Source organism: Pontibacter mucosus, assembly GCF_003054055.1.
GTDB lineage: Bacteria > Bacteroidota > Bacteroidia > Cytophagales > Hymenobacteraceae > Pontibacter > Pontibacter mucosus.
Genome location: NZ_QBKI01000007.1, coordinates 245447 through 267914 on the forward strand (window position 1 = coordinate 245447; position 22468 = coordinate 267914).

General features: G+C 52.1%; 12 protein-coding genes. 8 read left to right on the forward strand and 4 right to left on the reverse strand.

What is annotated here, in order from left to right; translation table 11 throughout:
• Nucleotides 1–5: 5 nt before the first annotated feature.
• The 3 genes from C8N40_RS14915 to C8N40_RS14925 form a co-directional block, all read right to left on the reverse strand.
• On the reverse strand, nucleotides 6–233 hold the full coding sequence (locus tag C8N40_RS14915; RefSeq protein WP_108212581.1) for a CDGSH iron-sulfur domain-containing protein: 228 nt from the start codon (nucleotides 231–233) through the stop codon (nucleotides 6–8).
• Between the two features lie 142 nt (nucleotides 234–375).
• Complete coding sequence (locus tag C8N40_RS14920) at nucleotides 376–1185, reverse strand: hypothetical protein (RefSeq protein ID WP_108212583.1); 810 nt, start codon at nucleotides 1183–1185, stop codon at nucleotides 376–378.
• A gap of 251 nt (nucleotides 1186–1436) precedes the next feature.
• Entirely contained in the window at nucleotides 1437–3878 is a 2442-nt protein-coding gene (locus C8N40_RS14925) for a GAF domain-containing protein (protein WP_108212584.1), read from the reverse strand.
• Between the two features lie 214 nt (nucleotides 3879–4092).
• Here C8N40_RS14925 and C8N40_RS14930 point away from each other — a divergent pair, with 214 nt between their 5' ends.
• On the forward strand, nucleotides 4093–4722 hold the full coding sequence (locus C8N40_RS14930; RefSeq protein WP_146173576.1) for a hypothetical protein: 630 nt from the start codon (nucleotides 4093–4095) through the stop codon (nucleotides 4720–4722).
• Nucleotides 4723–4805: 83 nt separating this feature from the next.
• Here C8N40_RS14930 and C8N40_RS22710 read toward each other — a convergent pair whose 3' ends face one another.
• The gene (locus C8N40_RS22710) at nucleotides 4806–4982 is read right to left on the reverse strand and encodes a hypothetical protein (protein WP_170114114.1); all 177 of its coding nucleotides are present in this window, start codon (nucleotides 4980–4982) and stop codon (nucleotides 4806–4808) included.
• 771 nt (nucleotides 4983–5753) lie between these two features.
• Here C8N40_RS22710 and C8N40_RS14935 point away from each other — a divergent pair.
• From C8N40_RS14935 to C8N40_RS14965, 7 genes are all read left to right on the forward strand, one after another.
• Nucleotides 5754–9008 carry a SusC/RagA family TonB-linked outer membrane protein gene (locus C8N40_RS14935; protein ID WP_108212587.1) on the forward strand — a complete coding sequence of 1085 codons (3255 nt, stop codon included), beginning with the start codon at nucleotides 5754–5756 and terminating at the stop codon, nucleotides 9006–9008.
• 50 nt (nucleotides 9009–9058) lie between these two features.
• Complete coding sequence (locus tag C8N40_RS14940) at nucleotides 9059–10591, forward strand: RagB/SusD family nutrient uptake outer membrane protein (protein ID WP_108212588.1); 1533 nt, start codon at nucleotides 9059–9061, stop codon at nucleotides 10589–10591.
• Between the two features lie 99 nt (nucleotides 10592–10690).
• Entirely contained in the window at nucleotides 10691–14038 is a 3348-nt protein-coding gene (locus C8N40_RS14945) for a VCBS repeat-containing protein (protein ID WP_108212590.1), read from the forward strand.
• A 48-nt stretch (nucleotides 14039–14086) separates the two neighbouring features.
• Nucleotides 14087–17551 (forward strand): VCBS repeat-containing protein, encoded by a 3465-nt coding sequence (locus tag C8N40_RS14950; protein ID WP_108212592.1) that lies wholly within the window; start codon nucleotides 14087–14089, stop codon nucleotides 17549–17551.
• A gap of 62 nt (nucleotides 17552–17613) precedes the next feature.
• Nucleotides 17614–18966 carry a vanadium-dependent haloperoxidase gene (locus C8N40_RS14955; RefSeq protein WP_108212594.1) on the forward strand — a complete coding sequence of 451 codons (1353 nt, stop codon included), beginning with the start codon at nucleotides 17614–17616 and terminating at the stop codon, nucleotides 18964–18966.
• Between the two features lie 203 nt (nucleotides 18967–19169).
• On the forward strand, nucleotides 19170–19784 hold the full coding sequence (locus tag C8N40_RS14960; RefSeq protein ID WP_108212597.1) for a deoxynucleoside kinase: 615 nt from the start codon (nucleotides 19170–19172) through the stop codon (nucleotides 19782–19784).
• A 711-nt stretch (nucleotides 19785–20495) separates the two neighbouring features.
• A complete protein-coding gene (locus C8N40_RS14965) occupies nucleotides 20496–22154 on the forward strand; it encodes a dipeptidyl-peptidase 3 family protein (RefSeq protein WP_108212598.1) in 1659 nt (552 codons plus the stop codon).
• Nucleotides 22155–22468: the final 314 nt, after the last annotated feature.

The following is a 22468-nucleotide window of genomic DNA, read 5'->3' on the forward strand; positions in this document are numbered from 1 at the left end:
ATGGGTTATACTTTTTTGGGAGGAAGGTCGAAGGCTTCGGCGTTGTGCTCAAAATGGCCCTTGTGCGAGCCATCGCAGAAGGGCTTGTTCTTGGACAGACCGCAGCGGCAGATAGATACCAGCGTGCGACCGCCCAGGCCGTATACGTTCCCGTCCTTATCTACAATCTCAAAATCCTCGCCCTCAATGCGGAGCGATCCGTTATTGTTTACTGTAATTCTCGTTTTAGACATGGTGTTGCATTGTTTTTTGTAGAGCAATATACTCATTGTTGCCGGAATTCCTGCAAAAGGAGCAAGCCGCGACAGGGATAAAACAGCAGCGGCCCCATATTATTGTAATAGGGGCCGCTGCTGCAAATTTGGCTAATAGTTGTTAATGGCTGTACAGGTACTGGTAGGTTACACGCTTGCCGCTTGGCGACGTTACCGTCTGGGTTTGCGGGTAGCCACGCTCATCGTAGGTGTAAGTGTAGCTGTACTTGTAGGTTTTCTTGCTGTTGTGTACCACGGTGGTGGAAGCTGTCAGGTTGTTGGGACTGCTGGCCGTTCCGGGCTCGGTCAGGTTGTGGAACGGGTTCACGTTACCATCGTAGGAGTTGGTGGTGGTAGAGAACAACTTGGCTTCGTTGTTGTCGTCTATCACGTACTGCTTCTCCTGGGCGTAGTTGCCGTTGGGCAGCACCTCATACGTGGTGTAAGACTTCAGTTTGCCTTCTCCCTCCCCTTCTTTTCCTTCAAAAACTGATTTTTTCTCCAGCTTGTTGTTGGCGTCGTAATCATAGGTGGCGTAGGCGGTGTACTCCAGCTTGCTGCCGTTGTAGTAGGCCATGGTGCTTTTGGTCAACTCGCCGGAGGTGCTGTAGGTAAAGGTCTGCTCCGAAAGCAGCGCTTTGGTGCCGGCGGCATAGGAGCTGCTCTTCAGGATACGGCCTTTCTGGTCGCGCTCATACTTCTCAAAACTTTCCAGCTCGCCGCTTTCCACGTCGTAGTGATTGATTTGGCTCAGGTTAGAGCCTGCAAAATTATAGGAGGTAACCTCGGCAGAGTCTGCCATAATGTGGGTGATAACTCCCTTCCGCTCCAGCGTAGGCTGGATTGATTCGTCTTCCTGCTTTTCGCAAGAGCTAAACGCCACCACGCCTAACATCAGCATAGCAGGCATAAATTTGTTTCTCAGTGTCATTGGGCTAAAAGTTGAAATATGATGAAACAACGCTTACCGGATGCCTTTTCCCGCAAGTCTCACTGAGAACGCCATTCATTTTAAAAAAATTGCACTTGTTTGTAAAATATATAGGAATGGGTAGGTTGGTGTAGGTTGAATCTTGTATTTAAGTTATTGTAATACAAGTTGTTTGGATAGATATGTCCGACTTAGAAAAAATTTAAAAAATTTAATTTATATGATATTTGGTATATTTTATACTTTGCTTTTCAGTTCAGGCTGGCCGACCGGGCGATGCTGAGCAGCTCGTCGCCGGCGTCTATGTTGTGGCGCAGTTCCTCTATCAGGTTTACGGTTACGCGCAGCGCCTTCAGTCCCTGCACTCCCTGCAAATCCTCTACCTCCAGTTGCTCTACTTCTTCCTCAATATAACCCTCCGCCACCAGGAAGTGGATGTAGCGCATGTACTCCTGCATGGCCCCCTGCTGGGTATACACAATGGCTATCTTGCCGGGCTGGGTCAGGCGCTCCTCGCTGCCGCGCACGGTGGCCTTGTCGAGGCGCTTTTTGATGATCTCGTAACTGATGTTGTTGGCCCCGTCCACGTCGAACTTCTTCTCATCGAGCCTGTAGCGTATCGAGATGGGGTCGGCGTGCACCAGGATGAGCTGGGTGATCTCCAGCGGGAGCTTCAGGCTGCTGCGTAGTTTGTGGGTGCGGCGGGCTATCTCGCAGGTAAGCATCAGTTGCCACAGGCGCATGTTCTTAAGGTATATCGGCTGGAAGCTTCCGGTGTTGAGCAGCGAGGCTCCTATGTAGATATTATACTCCACACCATCGGTTTTATACTTCTCGAAGTAGTGCGGGAAGATCTGCTGCGCCTTCTCCTCCTCGCGGTCCAGGAAGCCGGAGATGGTTTCGTTGATCATGAACAGGCTTTCCTCGTAGGCACGTCGCTTGTTGTAAACGGCCTTGTAAGGGTTGTTGATGGCCAGGCGGTATGCCTCTATCGGCTTCACGGAGGCCGGGTCCTTTTTGGCAAAGTAGCCGAAGAGCGGCTCTATTTCCGAACGCAGGAAGTCCAGTATGGCCACCTCGTCGCCGGAGGAAAGCTCATGCAAAATACCCTGCGACAGGCTGTCGATCTTAAAGATGAGCTCGTCAAGTATGGGCAGGGGCATTTTATCCTTCACGGTAAGTATAACTTCCTTAGCCAGCACCAGCTGCTCGAGCATGTCGCCTTGAATGGCCTTGTTGCGCTCGGTGGCAGAGCTCCGGATGTCCGACGAGCCGTAGAGCGGGTAGATATCGCGGAAAATGATGGGCTCCACCTCCGGGCTGTCGTTGCGCTCCATCTTCTCGAGCAGGTTAATGGCTGCCTGCGTAAAGCGCCACTCCACAATGGGGTGGATGGCCGTGTACTTCTCCTTGATGATGCTTTGGATGCTGCTGCGCAGCTCGTCGAGGCTGCGGTTAATGGCCAGGGCAAACAACGGCAGTATTTCCTTCAGCCTGATGGTAGACAGCGCGTTCAGCTCACCGGGGATAGGCGAGGCCAGCTCCATCAGCCCCAGTGTTTTGCCCTCGTACTGCAAGGGCGCGATGATGAGGTTGCGGATATCCTGCTCCAGCAGCCGCTGCTCGATGCGGGTGGTATGCTGCAGCTCCTGCAGGTCTTCCACCACCACGGTATGCCCTTCGCGCAGCACGGGCTCGTAGATGGAGCCGCTCATGTCTTTCAGCGAGAGGTCACAGTCGTGGGTCAGGATGAGGCCTTTCCAGATGCGGCGGGCATAGCCCGTGTCAAATTCCCGCAGGTCGGGGCAGGAGGCGAAGCCGAGCTGAATGCCGGGCAGGCCAAAGAGCACACGCAGCTTCTCCTGCAGGCTCAGAAAACCCTCCTCTGAGCTCACCGAGTCTCTGTCCAGCAGGTCGTAGCGCAGCGAGGAGATGGTCTCCTCCATCGTCACGTCGGTAAAGTCGTGGATGGCAAAGCCGCTGAACTCGAAGTTATCGGGCGGGATCACCTGCATCCACAGGTCCAGGTCGTGGTAGCGGTTAATGAGGTAGTTTATCTGCTGGGCCGTGAGCGGTTTTATCTCCCCGATGGCCTTTACTTCCATAAACTTCAGGTCGATGTCTACCTTGTAGTGGCGTGGCAGGTTCGTGAACTTATCGTGCACGGTAAACACGAAGGGCTCATCTACCATGAAGTTGGCGTTGTAGAACTTGGTAAGTATAATGGTGTAGGCCTGCAGGGTGAGCCGGTAAAGCAGTGTTTGGCGGTCAAGGGGCAGGCGGTTGCAGGGATCGGCGCTAGCCAGCAGGTCCAGTTCCTCGAGCTTCGGCGTGGCATAGAAACGGTGGAAGCTGAACGGCGCCGTCACGGCTTTGATGTCGTTCTCCCACAGGGCGCTCGGAAAAATCTCCCCCATCAGCACGTTCAGCGTGTCCAGGTGCTGTTGCATCACGCCCTCGTCCTCGATAGAACCTGCCAGGGCCTGGCTGCTGCGCAGCATTCGTATCAACTCACGGATTCGGGAGGCGTTGCACTTGGGGTCGGTCTTCAGCTTGTTCTCCCAGTAGGTGATGAGCGGCTCCAGGCTCAGCGTTGACTTGAACGGGAAACTGTCCACGCTCAGCGTGGCCCCATCGCTGTTGCTGATCGAAATAACGGTCTCATGGAAGCTGCCTTTTGCCTTTTTACTCATAAAATAGTCCCCACGCCATACTTTGTGACGTTACTTTTTGGATGCTTACTAAGTTTAAACGAGGTTTGCCTGTATAAGTATGAAACAAGCCGCCGCGGTTGATGTTATCATTTTGTTTCCTGGCCGGCGGAAATAAAGTGGCGGCGGAATATTATTCTGGCACAATATTTACGGATGAGCCTTAGTAAAGTTTATAAGTATAGCTGATACAACTATGAAGAGAACCCTTAGATGGATGCTGACCATCCTGCTGACGGTAACAGCGGCTGGCGTGGTGCAGGCGCAATCGCAGTTGGAGCGCGACCTGGCCGACCTGCGCACCTGGATGAAGCAGCGCAGCAGCCAGGCCGATAGCACAATCGCTGCCGAGTGGCCCACTGTCAAAAAAGAGTTTAAAGAACTCACCTACAGCCTGGACGGCAACACGAGAAAGCTGTCGGAGAAGTCCAGGAGCGAGTATAACGGCTACAAAGAGCAGTACGCCGCCTGGCAGCAGCGCCACGAGAGCGAGCTGGTGGACCTGGACGGGCGCGAGCTGGAGCGCTGGGAGCGCGAGATGACGGGCACCACCACGATTAAAAGTATAAAACCGGTGCACCTGCGCGATGCCTTCACCCGTGCCCTGGAGTATACCCGGGGCTACCGCCAGGACTGGAGCCTGCGCGACTGGGCCTACGCCGAGTTTGTGATGGGTGAGCTCAACAGCCGCAAAGCTGATGTGCTGGACCTGCTGAGTGCAGGCGATAAAATCAGGATTGCGGCCCTGCAGGTAGAGTTTACCACCCTGCAGAAGAGCCGCCAGGCCAAAGACGCTTACGAGGACCGTAGAAAAGAGCGCCGCTAAGTATAAAGTTTAAAGTTTAAAAAGGCAGCAGCCCCGGCAGAAGTATAACCTGCCGGGGCTGCCTGTTTCTGGTTAGTTTGTTTCTAAATGGAGTTCTTGCCTTTTGTTCCGCCAGATTGGTCGCGCTTTTCGTTGCGGCCTTGGTTCGGGCTCTTGTCTTTCTGCTGGTCGCCCAGGCTGCGGGTGCCTTCCTGGCCTCCCTGCTTCTTTGCCTCGGGCTTCTGCGACTTGTTCTTGTCCTGGTTATGTCCCTTTGTCATAACTTATATTAAGTTTGGTTTAAAAATAAAATTTTGCTGTTGTCTAGGTGTTCAGTTGAGACAATAACATAATTTACTATTCAATAAACGTCAATATTTTTCATTTGTTGGTAGAAGCCGACCTTGCTAAGCGCAGCACCAAGGGCATACGATATGCTCCGTTTTCTTTCCTAAATACCATTCCTTCATCTACTGCTACCTCTGTTGCCTTATCCTTTTACGTCCCCTTTCCTTGCGTTCAAATAGGTAGCAACAATAATGAATGTTCCTGCCATCACCAAAAGTCTTTAAAGTATATTTAGTTGATAATCAATGTGTAGTAAATTTATAAGCATAGCTGCACTTTAAATAAGCAACTGGTTTACTAGGTATAAAACAGCCATTGGCGAGACAGATCCTTTAACCAGGATTCGATAGGGCATTAACAGAGGAATAATAATAGGCTTTTAGTAATATTTCTGTTAAAATTTTAACAGACAAGTATTTAATCATATTTTTTTTATGAAAATAAATATTTAAATACAACTTTTTTGCCTTTAGATGGTATTTGTAATAATAATGATATTTATAGGAGTATGGGTGGAAAGGCGCTAAAAGCCAGGTATATACAAGATTGGAATCGAGGTGTGCTTAGCCGGATGCCCTATATGGATATCAAACCCTTACAAAGTATGACAGACCTGTTGCATCACATGCTTTAACAGAGCTTTTGAAGATACGACTGGCTGTGTGTTTCCTATTATTTAAACTATCACATCTAAAAGCCATTATATGAGAAAGATATACTTTAACTCAGATGTGCCTCATCAAAATATTCTTTTAGAGCTCCTGTCGAAAAAGAAGGTATTTGTAGTATTGCTGGTAACCCTAGGCCTTTCTCAGGAGGTGCCTTTGGCAGAAGCTGCCGGCAACGCAAGTGCTGCTGCCTTGGTGCAGCAGCAGCGGTTTGACGTTAGCGGCAGAGTTTCAGACGAAAAGGGGCAAGGCGTACCTGGGGCTACCGTTCTTTTGATGGGTACCACGGTGGGAGCAACCACGGATGCAGAAGGTAACTTCACGATCAGCGTACCCGATCCCAACGGCACCTTAGTTATTTCCTCCCTGGGCTACCAAAGGCAGGAGGTAGCCATCAATAACCGGTCTGTTATCAATGTTACGCTTGCTTCTGATGTACAAGCCTTAGGGGAAGTGGTGGTAACCGGCTATGGTACCCAGCGAAAAGCTGACGTGACCGGGGCTACGGCTACGGTAACCTCCAAGGACCTGAACTCAGGTGTGGTTAACAACCCAATGCAGGCCATACAGGGGAAAGTGGCCGGACTTAATATTGTGTCTGCCGGTGGCGATCCGACCAATAACCGCCCGGCAATCCGCCTGAGAGGAACTTCTTCCCTGAGTGCCAACAGTGAGCCGCTGATCGTGATAGACGGGGTGGCCGGGGCTGATCTGAACACAGTGGCGCCGGAAGACATCGAGTCGATTGACGTATTGAAGGACGCCTCTGCATCTGCAATTTATGGCTCAAGAGGTGCCAACGGGGTAATCATTGTCACCACCAAGCGTGGTGAGGCAGGCAAGGTCACAGTAGAAGTAAATAGCTATGTGGGCGTAGAAGAAGTGGCCAGAACCTTACCTTTCCTATCGGCAGATGAGTACGTGGACAGGCTAAGGGAGCAGGGGTTAGACGTGTCGGCCAACGATTATGGCGCCCGCACCGATTGGTTTGATGAGTTAACGCGTACGGCTATCAGCCACAACCATAACGTCGCTGTTTCAGGAGGCACTGAAAACTTTACCTACCGTGGCTCGGTCGTATACCTGGACCAGCCAGGTATTGCGGTCAACTCCGGCTTCGATCGCCTGAACGGGCGCCTGAACCTGGTGCAGAAAGCCCTGAATGATAAGCTGGAAATACAACTGCTGCTCTCTCAACAGGTAAGTAACAAGGATTACGTTGACTACTTCCCTTTCCTGCTGGCCGGCAGAATCAATCCCACCTTCCCTGTCTATAATGACCAGGGTACCTACCTGCAGCCCGGCGTAGCGGGCTTTGATGAGTTCAATGGCAATCGTATACCGGGTGGTTTCGAGATTGAGAACCCATTAGCCCGTATGGAGCAAATCACGAATGAATCCAGGGACAGGCTAACGCTTGGCAACCTAAAAGTTTTTGTGGAGCCATTTGAAGGTCTTCGGTTTGGCGTGAACACCTCAATCAACAGTTATAACAGCCTCTATGGTTTTTTCCGGCCAAGTACCTGGCGTGCCAATAACAACAACGTGTCCTTCGGGTTCCGCTCCGAAAGAGAAGTTGTTGACCGGTTACTGGAGTTAACCGGGCAATATAACAAAGCGTTTGGTACACATAGCTTTAATGTGCTGGGTGGCTATACCTACCAGAAGCTTTCAAACCAAGGCTTGTTTGCGGCTAACAGAGGATTCCCCGACGTATTCGGGTATAACAACATCGGTACAGGTGATAATCCATTAGACCGGGAAGTAGGTTCGCACCAGTCGGAGGCTATACTGATTGGCTTTATAGGACGTATTAACTATTCTTACAACGACAGGTACCTGCTGACCGCCAACATCCGACGGGATGGCTCTTCGCGATTTGGTGAGAACAATCGTTGGGGTTGGTTTCCGTCACTTTCTGTAGGGTGGCGCCTGAAGGAAGAAGCTTTTTTGCAAGGTGTTGATTTTATCGATGACCTCAAACTGCGCATAGGCTACGGCGTTACAGGTAACCAAGAAGGTATTCCGGATTATGCGGCCCGCCCATTATATGCGCGAAGTGGTACTTATCAATCAGGCGGACAATTCATCGGGGCTTACAGGCCGCTCCAGAATGCCAACCCGGATCTGAAATGGGAGACATCTAAAATGTGGAACGTGGGGCTGGACTTCGCCTTCCTGGGTGGCCGCCTGAATGGATCGCTGGAACTATACGACAAAGACACTGAGGACTTGCTGTTTGAATACCCGATCGCCATTGGTACACGATATGGATCCGAGAACCTGACAGCCGTGGCACCCAACATCCTGGCTAACGTGGGAGAGATCAATAACAGGGGTATTGAACTGGCTCTGGACTACCTGGCCGTAGACGCAGGCGACTTCCAGTGGCGCACACTCATCAACCTGTCGCATAACAAAAATGAGGTTGTCTCGCTCAGTTCAGGCCTGTTCCAGTACGACCCTACCAGCCCCAGAACCTATGGTAGCTTTGGCAGTGGGCAGGGCGGTATAGCAGCACCTGTGGCCCTCTTGGAAGGGCGGCCGGTGGGCCAGTTCTATGGACCGGTTCTGAGAGGCTATGGCACCAGTGATACAGGGGAGCCCATTTATCAGTGGGAAGATTTTGGCGGCGGCGGGAATGACCCCTTCGGTGAGGACCGTACACTGCTGGGAGATGCCAACCCGAACCTGATATTTGGCTGGGGAAACAACTTTACCTATAAAAGCTTCGACCTCAACTTCCTGTTCAGAGGTGCCTTGGGCCACCAGATCGTGAACGGGCCCTATATCTATTCGGCCAACCCGAACCGATTCCCTAGCAACAACGTGGTGGAAGATGCCTTCGGCACCGGTATACCCGAAGGTATATCACCTGCTTTTTATGACCAATGGGTAGAAGATGGCGACTTTGTTCGGCTGGATAACTTCCGCCTCTCTTACCGTCTGCCTACTATCTGGAAATACCTTACCAACGCTTCTGTTTACATTGCCGGTAACAACACCTTTGTTATAACGAATTACCGCGGCATAGACCCTGAGCCAAGACTTGGAACCTCCCGTGATATTTATGGTGGCTCGCAATCAGCAGGGGTACAGCCAGGTGGCGGCGGCGGCGCAGGTGGCGCTAACCTGACTCCTGCAGAAGCCTCTGTCATCAGAAGGGCTGTAGGAGGTACGGATATAAACGCAGGCGATATTCAGGCAGCAGGTTTGTCACCTGGTATAGAACCGCTCTCATTCTACCCAAGAACCCGCACCTTCACCCTTGGAGTTTCTCTGACCTTTTAATAAATGTACAGTTGAACTGTTACAGGTATGATTTATAAACTGATTCTATCATGAGAACATATAAGCGCTTGCAGGTTTTAGCTGTCGCATCCGCACTGGCAACAGGATTTGCTATCCAGGCCTGCACGGATCTTGATTCTGAGATTTTTGATCAGGCAGAGGCCTCTAAATTTCCTCGTACTGAGGCAGAGTTACGCTCCACAGTGGGAGCCACTTATGCTGAACTCCGCGGCTTCCTAGACCCGGTTTTAATCTTTCTCGAGGCAACATCTGATGAATTGGTAGTGCCTACCCGCGGGCCTAACTGGTATGACAATGCTGCCTGGCAGCAGATGGCCAGACATGAATGGACCTCTGTTTCGCCCAGTCAGGTCAACGGGTCGTGGGAATGGGCTTACCGCGTGATAGCCAACGCCAACTTAAATCTGATTACACTATCCACCAGTGAGTTACAAATAGAAGGGAAAGATGTTCTTGTGGCAGAAGTAAGAATGTTGCGCGCCTTTGCCTATTTCTGGCTGTTGGATATGTATGGCAATGTGCCTATCATAACTGAAGAGACCCCTCCAGGAAACCCGCCGCAGAGCTCCCGGGCTGAGGTTTTTGCCTTTGTGGAAAAAGAAATACAGGAGGCATTGCCTACCTTGGAAGAGGGAAACTCTTTGGAGTTATACGGTCGCTTTACAAAGGCAGCTGCCAACACGCTGCTGGCAAAGTTGTACCTGAACGCCGAAGTGTATACAGGTACGCCCAGATGGCAGGACGTGATCACTGCGACGGATGCAGTGATCAACTCACAGGTTGGCTACGGTCTCAACCCAAACTTCCTGAGCAATTTTAAAGTGAATAATGGCAATGACCCGTCAACTTACGCGGAGAATATTTTTACCATTCCTTACGACAGGATCTTGGCAGGAGGAATGAACTGGCAAATGAGAACTTTGCACTATGCTCACGGACCCGTATATGGTCTGAACACCAACCCATGGAATGGATTTGCTACCAGAGCAGAGTTTTATAATTTGTTTTCTGATGACGATGAACGCAAGTCAATGTGGCTGGTAGGGCCACAACGGGATAATACGGGTAATATTATTACGTTTACAGACGTTGTCGATAATCGTAACAAAGAGTTGATTATCACTCCAGAGATTACATCGCTGGAACGGGCTTTTGAAAATGAAGGCGTACGCAGCGTGAAGTATGAGGTGCAGCCTAACAACAGCCGAACAGACCAGGACAACGACTTCGTGGTATTCCGCTATGCGGATGTATTGCTGATGAAAGCGGAGGCTCTGCTAAGAACTGGAAATGCCACAGCTGCGCTTGAATTAGTAAATCAGGTACGGGAACGGGCTGGCGTCAGCGCCCTAGGCTCCATTACCCTGGATGAGTTGTTAAACGAGCGCGGCAGAGAATTTGCCTGGGAAGGCTGGCGCCGAAACGACCTGATCCGCTTTGGCAGGTATACCCAGGACACCTGGCAGTTCAAAACCAACACGGAGCCATTCAGGGCGCTGTTCCCTATTCCCGCTCAGCAGCTGGCCAACAATCCTAACCTGACGCAGAATCCAGGATATTGATCCTGTGCTGAATTACGCAATTTTCCCAAGGTGCGGAATATGTCTGCACCCTGGGAAAATTTAAGTTTTAGCGGTACCCCATTTTCTTGTTTCGACCCCATGAGAATACCTGCATCAGCCACCACCCTTATCCTTGCCACGTGTATCGCCTGTAGCGAAAATTCACGGGAGCAAGAGACTGCGCTGTTCGAAGAAATGCCCCCTTCGGCCACTAATATCAGCTTCATCAATCAGGTGGAAAGTAGTGAGGAGATGAACATCTTCAACTACCGTAATTTCTACAACGGTGGGGGGGTGGCCATCGGCGATGTGAACAACGACGGGCTGGCAGATATCTACCTGACCTCAAACACAGGCCAAAACAAGCTGTACCTGAACAAAGGCAACTTCATCTTTGAAGACGTCACCGCCGAGTCCGGCGTAGCAGGAAACCAGGCATGGAGCACAGGCGTGACCATGGCTGATGTGAACGGCGACGGGCTGCTGGACATCTATGTCTGCAATGCGGGTGAGGTGAATGGGGATAACCGTAAGAACGAGTTGTTTGTTAATACCGGCATCTCGGATAAAGGGGTGCCCGCTTTCTCTGAGCAAGCCGCCGCCTACGGGCTCGATGATGAAGGCTACTCTTCCCACGCCACTTTTTTTGACTATGACCGCGACGGTGACCTGGATGTCTATCTGTTAAATAACAGCTCTTACCCGGTCAGCCACCTGGGGTTTACAAATCTGCGGGAGCAGCGCAACAGACTGGGGGGAGACAAGCTGCTCCGAAACGACAATGGCCGTTTTACGGATGTAAGTGAGGAGGCCGGTATTTATGGTAGCCTGATAGGCTTCGGGCTGGGGATCACCATTGGTGATGTGAACAACGACAACTGGCTGGATATCTTTATCTCCAACGATTTTTACGAGCGGGACTACCTCTACATCAACAATCAGGACGGCACATTTACCGAGGCCAGTAAGGAATGGATGCCCCATGAAAGTCTTTCCTCTATGGGGGCAGACATTGCAGACCTGACAAACAGCGGCAACCTGGACATCTTCGTGACAGATATGCTGCCTGCTGATGATGTGAGGCTGAAGCTAACCTCTTCGTACGAGAACTATGACCTGCAGCAGATCAAGCTGGCCCGCGACTTCCATGTCCAGTACATGATGAACACGCTTCATCTCAACAACGGAGACAACACCTTTAGCGAGGTAGCCCGGCTGGCCGGAGTGCATGCGACAGACTGGAGCTGGGGTGCGCTGATCTTTGACATGGACAACGATGGCCTGAAAGACATTTTCGTAGCCAATGGCATTTACAAAGACCTGACGGATCAGGACTTTGTAAACTTCCTTGGCAGTGAGGAAACCATGCGTAAAGCGGCAGAAGGCGGCGGTGGGTACAGCTACAACAAGGGGCTGATCGATAAGATGACCTCCACGCCTATCCCTAACTACGCTTTCCGGAACCAGGGGAACCTGCAGTTTGTGAACCACGCTGGCGTGTGGGGTTTGGGCGCGCCCGGCTTCTCCAACGGGGCCGCCTACGGGGATCTGGACAACGATGGGGACCTGGACCTGGTAGTGAATAACGTGAACATGCCGGTCTCCATTTACCGGAACAAAGCCACAGAAACGCTTAAACATCATTTCCTCCGCGTAAAGCTGAAAGGGGGGCAGGCAAATTTGCATGGGATAGGCGCCAAGGTGTACGTGCACCAGCCTCAGAGAACATTATACCTGCAGCAGATGCCCAATCGCGGGTTTGAATCATCTGTAGATTTGACGCTTGTGTTTGGGCTGGGGAAAGAGGCGCAGATCGACTCGGTCCGGGTAATCTGGCCGGACGACAAGATGCAGGTGCTGCAACAGGTAAAGGCGGATCAGGACCTCTTGTTGGATTACGGGCAGGCAGACCAGCTACACATACCGGAAGCACTTATCCCGGACAAGCCTTTTTATGATGCTACCAACGCCCTAAAGCTGGAGTACGTGCACCAGGAAAGCAGGTTTGTGGACTACAACCGAGACGGGCTGCTAAAGCAGATGCTCTCTACCCAAGGCCCCGCACTGGCAACGGGCGATGTGAATGGCGATGGGCTGGTGGATGTATACTTAGGCGGAGCGGCAGGAGGAACCAAGAAACTGTTTCTGCAGCAGAAGAGCGGTACTTTCGTGGAGAGCAGCTGCCAGGTTTTCGAAGAAGACAAGGATTCTGAGGACGTAGCCGCTCTGTTTTTTGACGCGGATGGGGATGGAGATCTGGACCTGATCGTGGTGACGGGCAGCAATGAGTTTATGCCTGGGGCACCCCAGCTGCTGGACAGATTCTACATCAACGACGGGAAAGGGAATTTTACCAAAGAGGACCGGCTGCCCAACCTGGAGACCAATGCTTCCTGCGTAGCAGCCGCGGATTTCGACATGGACGGCGACATAGACCTGTTTGTGGGTGGCCGCATGATTCCGGGCAGTTACGGCTATGATCCGCCCAGCTATCTGTATGTGAACGACGGAAGCGGCAACTTTAAGAACTACACCAAGCGGTACCTGCCGTCCAATGAGTTGGGCATGATCACGGATGCGGTCTGGGCTGACGTAAACGGAGACAAATACCCGGAGCTTATCCTGGTGGGAGACTGGATGCCGGTCACTGTATTCCTGAATGAGAAAGGGCAGAAGCTCAACTCTAAGACCGAAGTGCCTAACTCAGCCGGGTGGTGGAATACCATTAAGGCTGCCGACCTGGACGGAGATGGAGACACCGATTTTATACTTGGAAACCTGGGCAGGAACAGCCGGATGGCAGCCAGCCTGAAGCAGCCCGTTGAACTGTACGTCCACGATTTTGAGGGTAACGGCACGGTGGAGCAAATCATCAACTGCTATGCAGAAGATGGCAAGGCTTACCCGATGGTACTGAAGCAGGATCTGCAAAAGCGGGTGCCCAGTATCAAGAGGAGGTTTGTAAAACACCAGGATTATGCCGGCAAACAGCTTCATGAGGTGCTGCCGGAGGAGGAGTTGAGGGAGGCCGTGGTAAAAAAGGTGGTTAACCCCAATTCATCCCTTCTGATAAACCAGGGCAATAGGAATTTCTCGCTGGAAGCGCTGCCTGTAGAAGTACAGTTCTCCTCCATACATGCAATCGAAACAGTAGATTATAACCAGGACGGGCATCTGGATGTGCTGCTGGCCGGCAATTTTTACGATGTGCTGCCGGAGATTGGGCAGTACGATGCCAACTATGGCCTGCTGCTGGAAGGCAGAGGCAACGGCCGGTTTGAGGTGAGAAAGCCGAAAGAGACTGGTTTTTTCTCCAAAGGGCAGGTGCGCCGGATGCGGCAGGTGGTCGGGGCTAACGGAGAGGTTTATTTCCTCCTGGCCAAGAATAATGCTCCGCTGCAGGTTTTTGGCCTTCAAAACAAGTGGCGTAAAATAGCAGCCCGATAAGGGCGTGCCGGTAGTTGTTTAGTTTGTCAGCCCATGAAACACACTCCCATGATAACCAAGCATATTAACCAGCTGCTCACTATAGCAGGGATTGCAGTTACGGTATCATTCTCACTTTCAGGCTGCCAGACCCGGGCGGCCGATGGGGAACGTGCGCTCTTTGTAGCGCTGGATTCTACGCAAACCCACATCAGCTTCGTGAACCAGGTGCAGGACACGGACAAGCTGAACATCCTAAGCTACCTGTATTTTTATAATGGCGCCGGCGTAGCTGCCGGAGACGTGAACAACGACGGGTTGGTGGATCTGTTCTTTGTCTCGAACCAGGGCAGAAACAAGCTGTACCTGAACAAAGGAAACTTTACGTTTGAGGACATTTCTGAAACAGCCGGTATCGAGGGCTATTCTGATTGGCAAACGGGCGTGGCGATGGCCGATGTGAACGGCGACGGGCTGCTGGACATCTATGTATGTGCGGTGAGCGATTATAAGGGCATGGAAGGCGCCAATGAGCTATACATTAACAACGGGGCCGGCGCGGACGGCAAAGTGACCTTCACCGAGAGAGCCGCTGACTACGGCCTGGATTTCACAGGTTTCTCTACGCAGGCGGCCTTTTTCGACTATGACCGCGACGGGGACCTGGATGTATACCTGCTCAACCATGCCGTGCATACTTCCCGGAGCTACGACCGCGTAAGCACCCGGAACCTCCGCAGCAACGAAGCGGGTGACATCCTATTCGAAAACCAGCTGATCGCTCCCGATGGGGAGGCTGCAGCAGGAGAGGCTGTCAGATTTAAGGACGTAAGCGAGCAGGCAGGCATATACGGTGCCGCGATGGGTTATGGACTGGGCGTAGTGGTGGCCGATATGAACAACGACGGCTGGGACGATATCTATGTGTCCAACGATTTCCATGAAGACGATTACTATTACCTCAATAATGGAGATGGCACCTTCACGGAGAGCGTAAAGGAGCATTTCCAGCACCTGAGCCGGTTCTCAATGGGCTGCGACGCCGCCGATATGAACAACGATGGCTACCCGGATCTGATGACACTGGATATGTACCCGGAAGATGAAGTGGTGGAGAAAACCTCGATGGGAGAGGACCCGCTGGATATTTTCCTGTATAAACTGCAGTTCGGGTATTTTAACCAGTACAGCCGTAACTGCCTGCAGTTGAGCCATGGGGGGGAGAAGTTCTCCGACATCGGGTTAATGGCCGGTGTAGCGGCCACCGACTGGAGCTGGAGCACCCTGCTGGCCGACTACGACAACGATGGCATCAAAGATATCTTTATTACAAACGGTATTGTGCGCCGGCCTAACAACATGGATTATATCAAGTTTGCCTCCTCCGACTCCATGCTACATGCCTCTACAATATCGAAGTCACTGGATCAGAAAGGCATCAGCATGATGCCGGACGGGAAAGTGCACAACTACCTCTACAAAGGAACTGAGAGTTTGCGCTTCCAGGACAAATCCCTGACATGGGGCTTCGCGGAGCCAACCGTGTCAAACGGGGCCGTTTATGCCGATCTGGACAATGATGGCCACCTGGAACTGATCACCAACAACATCAACCAACCTGCCGGCATTTACAGGAACAACGGCAATGAGCTAAACAGCAACAACTATCTTAAAGTGCAGCTAAGAGGAGCTAAGCCGAACGCCTTCGGCTATGGTGCCAAAGTGCTGCTCAAGGGCAAGGAAGGGATACAGGTACAGCAGCTGATGCCTACACGCGGTTTCATGTCTTCTGTGGAGCCCGTACTGAACTTTGGGCTTGGCAAGCAGGATGTTGTCGATACGTTGGTCGTGATCTGGGGGAACCAACAGGTCGAGCTGCGAACAAATATACAGGCCAACACAACTCTGGTGCTCGAGCAGTCAGCTGCCCGGGAAGAGGCCCATGTCTATTACAGTCACTTCGCCCCAAAGCACGAGCCACTGTACGAAGATGTGACAAGCGCCTACCAGTTAAACTTCACGCACCAGGAGAACAACTACCTCGAGTTTTACCGGGAAAGCCTGATCCCCTTCCAAACCTCTACGGAAGGACCTAAGATAGCTGTTGCGGATGTGAACGGGGACGGGCTGGATGATTTTTACGTGGGGGGAGCCAAGTGGCAGGCCGGCTCGCTTTTTATGCAGCAGCCGGACGGACGGTTTGTTCTTTCTAATCAGGCGCTTTTCCAGGCAGATTCGGTGTATGAGGATGTAGACGCCATCTTCTTTGACGCCAACAACGACAGTTATCCGGACCTGTACGTGGTAAGCGGCGGGAATGAGTTTTATGGCGAGATGAAGGAGCAGTTCGACCGGCTTTACCTCAACGACGGAAAAGGAAACTTTACCCGAAGCAAGGGCTTGCCTCCCATGTATGATAACAAGAGCTGCGTCAGGGCCTTTGACTTTGACAGCGACGGGGACCTGGACCTGTTCGTGGGAGGCAGGGTGCTTGCATACCAGTACGGCCGTTCGCCCAGCTCCTACCTGCTCATTAACGACGGAAAAGGCAATTTCTCGGACAGAACGGATGAACTGGCCCCCGGGCTCCGCCTGGCAGGTATGGTGACAGACGCCACATGGTTTGACTATGACCAGGACGGCGATGCTGATCTGGTGGTGGTAGGGGACTGGATGCCGGTAACGGTCTTTGAAAACCAGGGCAGCAAGCTGGTGAAAGTAACTGACCAGGAAGAGCTGAACCAGTATGTAGGCTTCTGGCAAACGGTGAAAGCGGCAGATTTTGACAACGACGGGGACCTGGACCTTATAGTGGGCAACCTCGGCACCAATACGAAGTTCAGGAAGAGGGAGGATACCGCCCTCAGAATGTATGTCAAGGATATCGACGGTAACGAAACACTGGACCACATCCTAGCCTACCGCCTGCACAACGACTGGTACCCTGTGGCCACAAAAGATGAGCTGGGGAAGCAAATCCCGCTTATCAACAAGAAGTTTACTACCTATAATGGGTATGCTGGCAAAACAATAGATGCGCTTTTCGACAAAGGGGAGCTTGAAGGCGCCCAGGTACTGGAGGTGAACACATTTGAGTCGTTATACCTGGAGAACAGGGGCGATGGTACCTTCAAAAAGCACCTGCTGCCCCGGGAGGCGCAGGTCTCCAAAATCTTCTCTTTTTATGTGGAGGATGTGAACCACGACGGGCATCTGGATATCCTGGCCGGCGGGAATTATTATGGGGTGAGCACTTACCAGGGCAGGTACGATGGCAGCTATGGCGTGCTGTTGGCGGGCGATGGCAAAGGGGGCTTCAGGGCAATACCTGCCACCGAGAGCCGGTTCCTGCTGCAGGGCGAGGTGCGCGATATCAAAAAACTGAAGACGGGGAAAGGGGAGCTGATGCTGGTGGCGCGCAACAAGCTGCCCTTGCAGCTCCTCAGGAAGCTGGAACCGGGTTCTGCGGGAGAGTATCTGGCAGCAGGCAGCAAAGCAGAGCGGTCTGTCGGGGGTAACCTTAACCGCAACTAGCCGCGGAGCAGTTTATTAGTTGCAACGGTTTTCCTAAATTCATCAACATAAATCTGAAGGCAATGAAGAAGCCCTTTACACTTGTTAGCCTCCTTTTACTTGTTTGGGGAGTTGTGGCCGGCTGCCAGGACAAAAACGCAGACTACAGCCGGGCTGCTGCTAATCCTGAGTTCGTGCACCAGTCGGTTAACAAGCTGACCGATATCATCATGCACGATATTTTCTCCCCGCCCGTTGCCAGCAGAATCTATACTTACCCTCAGATAGCCGCCTATGAGGTGCTGCTGCATGATTACCCGGCCTATCAGTCGCTGGAAGGGCAGCTGAATGGCTTTAAAGGTATACCGCAGCCCACCCCCGATTCGGTATACTGTTTTCCGCTGGCCAGCCTGCATGCCTTCCTGACGGTGAGCCGCAGCCTTATTTTTTCCTCCGACATGTTCGACGCCTATGAAGCGCAGCTTTATAAGCAATACAGGGAAATGAGGGTGCCGAAGGATGTATTCAACCGATCGCTGCGGTATGGCCAGGCAGCAGCAAAAAGTATTCTGGCTTATGCGGCAGAGGATGGCTACAAGCAGACCAGGGGCTACCGCCACACGGTGTCTCAGGCCCCCGGCCGCTGGGTGCCGACGCCCCCGGCTTACATGGATGCCGTGGAGCCCTTCTGGTCTAGGATTCGACCTTTTGTACTGGACTCCAGCAGCCAGTTTGCACCCGGAACAGCAGTTGCATTCGACACCGATAAGGAAAGCGACTTTTACAAAGATGTACTTGCTGTTTACGAAGCTACCAGCAACCTGACGGAGGAGCAGCGGCAGATTGCAAGTTTCTGGGACTGCAACCCCTTTGTGATGCATACCACAGGGCATGTGATGTATGCCACCAAGAAGATCACCCCGGGCGGACACTGGCTGGGTATCGCGGGCATCGCATCGCGGAAGGCAAAGGCTGACATGATGCAAACCCTGGAGACGTACCTGCGGGTATCTGTTTCGCTGGCCGACGGGTTTATCAGTTGCTGGGATGAAAAATACCGGAGTGACTGCATACGGCCGGAAACAGCCATTAACATGCTGCTTGACGAGAAGTGGGTACCGTTACTGCAAACGCCCCCTTTCCCGGAGTACCCCAGCGGGCATAGTGTGATCTCCAACGCCGCCGCCGTTGTCCTGACCGATCTGTACGGCCCTTCCTTCCAGTATATAGACTCTACAGAGGTTGCTTTCGGCTTGCCTGCCAGAGCCTTCAATTCCTTTGAGGAAGCCGCCGAGGAGGCAGCGATCAGCCGCTTGTACGGGGGCATCCACTTTATGCCGGCTATCGTGAACGGGGCGATGCAGGGCAAAGAAGTCGGTGCTCATGTGGTTTCAAGGATCAGAACACGAAAGGAGGCTGTGGCAATTAAAGAGTAAGGGATTCACCATAACAGCGCTTATTTATATGTTGCAAGGGGCCAGCCTACTATTTGGGCATTAAAAAACCGGGGTGCCCGATCGTTTGCAAGTATAAGTATAGCGTTTTCGTAATGTTGATAATCCCGTGGGCAACTTGTAGATAAAGCTTTGTTAAAATAGCTTACTTTTGTGGCCCTTATATTTAAAAGTACAGAATTACCATGCACATCGCGATAGTGGGCAACATTGGCGCCGGCAAAACCACGCTGGCCACCAAGCTGGCTCAGCACTTTAACTGGGATTTATACCTGGAGGCAGTAGACAATAACCCCTACCTGAAGGATTTTTATGAGGACATGGAGCGTTGGGCCTTCCATCTGCAGGTTTACTTCCTGAACAGCCGCTTTAACCAGGTGCAGCAGATACAGGCCGCCAGCAAAGATGTTATCCAGGACCGCACCATCTACGAGGATGCCCACATCTTCGCCAAAAACCTGCACCAGTCGGGCCTGATGAGCACCCGCGACTACGAGAACTACCACGCCCTGTTCCAGTCGATGATCAGCATGGTGAAGGCGCCCGATCTGATGATCTACCTGAAGGCCGACTTGCCGAAACTCATCGGCCAGATAGAGAAGCGCAACCGCGACTACGAGAACAACATCAGCATTAACTACCTGCGCAACCTGAACGAGCACTACAACACCTGGATGGGTAACTATGACCTGGGCAAGCTGCTGGTGGTAGACGTCAACAACTTGGACTTTGTAGCCAACCCCGAGGATTTAGGCGTGATTATCGAGAAGATCCAGCGCGAGCTGTTTGGCCTGTTTTAGGGAATGTTTTATACTTGTTTATACTTTGGGAAAGGGAGGCAGCTGCGGTTGCTTCCCTTTTTCTTTTAGTGCCAAGTCCTTCACATGGCTGGATGTGAGTCCCAGCCATCTCTTAAGTAGGGGAGGGAGTTTGGTAGAACCGGATCCAACCACCCCTGGCCCCTCCTTGTCTAAGGAGGGGAATTTATACTTACTCCTTTACCTGTCATCTCGAGCAGCGCGAGAGATCTATCTGGGATTCTAATCAGATCTCTCCCGAAGGTCGAGATGACAGTAGAAACCGTGGCTATAGAACCTATCCCAGCCTTTGGGTTGAGCGCCTTCTAGATTTCTGGTTTCGCTTCAGCGAAATTGCGACCGAAGGGTAGCAAAGGAAATGTAGACAGCGCGATGCCCGAAGGCGAGGCCTCCCGGCCTTGAGGGCACCAATGCCCGAGATGAAACGAGCCGCTTGTGGGGCTGGAGGATGAACGGCAGTTAGAAAGAATAGCTTAGTTCAAATAGAAGGAAGCAATGGCTATGAAAGTATAGCCAAAGTATAAAAGTATAGCCAAAGTATAAGGTATCGCCTAAGTATAGGGTACATTCAAAGTTGCTTTGAAACTGGTATCAGTAAACATCTTGAGAAAGTATAACCGAAGAACAACCCCTCCATTGTCGTAAACCCAAAAAACATTATCTTCATCATCAAACTAATCCTAAACTAACCCCATGAAACCACGCCACATACTTTTCGCCTCGGCCATAGCCGCAGCTACCTTTGGCTGCAGCGGCAACAGCTCCGAAACCACCGAGGCCACAACTGAGACTTCTGCCTCAGACGAACTGCAGCGGAAGCTGGATGCCTATACAACCGTGCGCCTTACCTCAGACCTGAGCCACCTGAGTGAGAACGAGAAAAAGATGATCCCGCTGCTGATCGAGGCGTCGGACATCATGAACGGCCTGTTCTGGTATGAAGCGTACGGCAAGGGTGATTCGCTGCTGGCCGCGCTGAACAACGAGGCTGCCCGAAAGTATGTGAAGATAAACTATGGCCCTTGGGACCGCCTGAACAACAACGAGCCGTTTATACCCGGGGTAGGGCCGAAGCCGGACGGCGCCAATTTTTACCCGACCGATATGACGAAGGAGGAGTTCGAGCAAGCCAACCTCCCCGACAAAGCCAGCCAGTATACGCTCCTGCGCCGTGATGCGGGAGGCAAGCTGATCACAGTGCCCTACCATGTGGAGTTTAAGGAACAGGTGCAGCGCGTGTCGGACCTGTTGAAGCAGGCTGCTGCCCTGGCCGAGGACGCCGGCCTGAAAAAATACCTGACCCTGCGTGCTGAGGCCATGCTGAACGACAACTACCAGCCATCCGACCTGGCATGGATGGACATGAAAACAAATAAGCTGGACATCGTGATTGGCCCGATTGAGACGTATGAGGACAAGCTCTTCGGTTACAAAGCGGCCCACGAGGCCTACGTGCTGGTGAAGGATATGGAGTGGAGCGATCGGCTGTCCAAGTATGCTGCCTTCCTGCCAGAGCTCCAGCGTGGCCTGCCTGTTGCGGCACAGTATAAAACCGAAAGCCCCGGCACCGACTCCGACCTGAACGCCTACGACGTAGTATACTATGCCGGCGACAGCAATGCGGGCAGCAAGACCATCGCCATTAACCTGCCCAACGACGAGGAAGTGCAGCTGAAGAAGGGCACACGTCGCCTGCAGCTCAAGAACGCCATGCAAGCCAAGTTCGACAAGATCATGGAGCCGATTGCGGACGAACTGATTGCAGAGGATCAGCAGCAGTACGTAACCTTCGATGCCTTTTTTGCCAACACCATGTTCCATGAGGTGGCGCATGGGTTGGGCATCAAGAACACCATCAATAAAAAAGGCACGGTGCGCGAGGCTCTGAAAGAGCATGCCTCCGCGCTGGAAGAAGGCAAAGCCGATATCTTGGGGCTGTACATGATCACGCAGCTGCACGAGAAGGGCGAGGTAGAAGGTGACCTGAAGGAGTATTATACTACTTTCCTGGCTGGTATTTTCCGTTCGGTTAGGTTTGGGGCAGCCAGTGCCCATGGCAAGGCGAACATGGTGCGTTTCAATTTCTTTAAAGACAACGGCGCCTTTGAGCGGGACGAGGCAACGGGCAAGTACAGCGTGAACTACGACAAGATGCGTGAGGCCATGAATAAGCTGTCGGAGAAGATACTGACGCTGCAGGGCAACGGCGATTATGCAGGTGTGGGTACACTGCTGAATGAGCAGGGCCAGATCAGTCCGCAGCTTCAGGCTGACCTGGACCGCCTGGCCAAAGCGAACATACCCGTAGACATTGTTTTCGAACAGGGCGCCGAGGTGCTAGGGCTGGAGTAAGAATCAGCCCAACCTTTAAATACTGTTTGCGAAGTATGAACCTGCCGGCTGCACTTGTGCTGTAATCGCAGCTTGTACCCTGGCACAGGCCCTTCACTACAGGGAGGGTAACAGACCTAAGTAGCAAAGTATAAACGAGCCCAGCTGCAAGTCGGGCTCGTTTTGTTTTAAGGCGTGATGAATTTGTTTATACTATATGAGTATAAAGTATAACTTATGGTTTAACCTCTCAACAAGACTGCCGGAAAGATTTAATTGTAGCAGTGCCAGCCATACTTCTGAGGGGTTACGTGTAAAAAAGAAGTAAACAAACC